This window comes from Arhodomonas sp. AD133, assembly GCF_051195215.1.
GTDB lineage: Bacteria > Pseudomonadota > Gammaproteobacteria > Nitrococcales > Nitrococcaceae > Arhodomonas.
The window spans coordinates 1-1,416 of sequence record NZ_JBNAZM010000141.1; the positions used below are offsets into that span (position 1 = coordinate 1).

A 1,416-nucleotide genomic window follows, 5' to 3' on the forward strand; every position below is an offset into this window, starting at 1 on the left:
GAAAGCGCTCGGCCATATCGCGCCCGTGCAGGCGATGAAACACTGGTACGCTGACAGGCCCGATCTATTTCACAAAAGACCACGGAATCGCCCGGGACCTGACAGGACGTCACGCCTCGACGATTACTCGCGAGCTGCAGCGCCCGACGGGTGAGGGCGGTGGCTACTGCCCCACGGCGGCGGCGAGGGACTATCGCGCGCGCCGGCGCCGTTGTGGTCGACGGCGCAAGCTCGTCGAAGGCGAGACGCTGCATCGCTGGGTCTGGGACCGGTTGATCTACTGGTGTTGGTCGCCGGAGCAAATCGCCGGCAGACTGGCGAGCATGTATCCCGGTGATCCGAGTCGACGCATCAGCCACGAGAGCATTTACGCGGCGATCTACGCCCATCCGCGCGGATCGCTGAAGAAGACGATGATCGCGGCGTTGCGCCAGCAAAAGCCCAAGCGCGGGCGTCGGCGCACAACGGCGGCGGGTGGTTCGTACGTGCCGGAGGCGCTGCGCATCGCCCACCGCCCGGAAGCGATCGAGACGCGGTGCATGCCCGGGCACTGGGAGGGGGACTTCATCAAGGGCGCGATGAACCGCTCCGCGGTGGGTACGCTGGTCGAGCGCAAGACCCCCTATGTCGTGCTCAGCCGCATGAAAGGTTGCGGCGCCGAGGCGGCGCTGGAGGGGTTCTCGCGGCAGATGGGGCGGCTGCCGGCGCTGCTGCGCCAGAGTCTCACCTACGACCGCGGCAGCGAGATGGCCTGCCACGCCGAGCTCGCGCGGCGGCTGAACCTTGAGATCTGGTTCGCCGATCCTCATGCGCCCTGGCAGCGCGGCAGCAACGAGAACACCAACGGCTTACTGCGCCAGTTCTTGCCCAAAGGCATGGATCTCAGCGAGGTCAGCCAGACGCAGCTTAACGACATCGCCCGGTTGCTCAACCAGCGACCGCGCAAAACCCTCGGCTGGCAGACGCCCGAGGAGGCAATGGCCGAAGAGCTCAACCAATTCACCAAAAACGTTGCGCTTGATTCTTGAATCCAAGCCCCAACTCCTCACGCTGGAGCACCCCGCCCACCTGAACGCGACTTGCGACCAACGCTCGGCCCACCCAGTTGGATTTGTCCACGATGCGTATGCCGTCCGGCGAGCCGTCGGCCAGAAATATACGGATTGAGGTGGCGCGCCCTGTGATCATTTCTTCTTACCAGTCAACGCTTCCATTTGCGTATTCCGGCCCATCGTGACCGCCCATTCCGATCGATCGTGACCGCTGATTCGTAAGCGCCAACAAATCAGCACCTACATCCTGTCCACGTGATTGCGCACACTGATTCCTTCTTCAACAGGGGGGGGAGTCAGCATGACCCGCAACGAACGCGAGCGGATATGGCAGCAGCATATCACGGCCTGGCAGGCGTCCGGC

Annotated in this window: 1 protein-coding gene; it reads left to right on the plus strand. The window is 64.0% G+C overall.

Features of this window, described 5'->3' with window-relative positions; translation table 11 throughout:
- Window positions 1-122 precede the first annotated feature (122 nt).
- Window positions 123-1,028 (plus strand): IS30 family transposase, encoded by a 906-nt coding sequence (locus ACPEES_RS23365; RefSeq protein ID WP_435106908.1) that lies wholly within the window; start codon window positions 123-125, stop codon window positions 1,026-1,028.
- Window positions 1,029-1,416 lie beyond the last annotated feature (388 nt).